At 67.7% G+C, this 232-nt stretch carries 1 protein-coding gene; it reads right to left on the reverse strand.

All coding sequences use genetic code 11. The features are described 5' to 3' along the window. Window positions 1-19: 19 nt before the first annotated feature. Window positions 20-232 (reverse strand): aldehyde dehydrogenase family protein (locus tag CVH10_RS24775; RefSeq protein WP_146143428.1); only part of this gene is annotated, 213 nt, incomplete at its 5' end.

The following is a 232-nucleotide window of genomic DNA, read 5'->3' on the forward strand; positions in this document are numbered from 1 at the left end:
TTGGCTTCGACAGCGGTGTTCATCGCAGCCCCTTGATCTCGCCTTCGATGTTGGCGACCGCGTCGGCCTCGAAGCTGGCGACCGGATAGGCGCAGTAGTCGGCGGCGTAATAGGCGCTGGGGCGGTGGTTGCCGCTGGCGCCCAGGCCGCCGAAGGGCATGTCGCCTGCGGCGCCCGTTGTCGGACGGTTGAAGTTGACCACGCCCGCGCGGATGCGGCGGATGAAATGGTC

This window comes from Halomonas sp. ND22Bw (genome assembly GCF_003011945.1).
Classification (GTDB): Bacteria; Pseudomonadota; Gammaproteobacteria; order Pseudomonadales; family Halomonadaceae; genus Halomonas; species Halomonas halophila.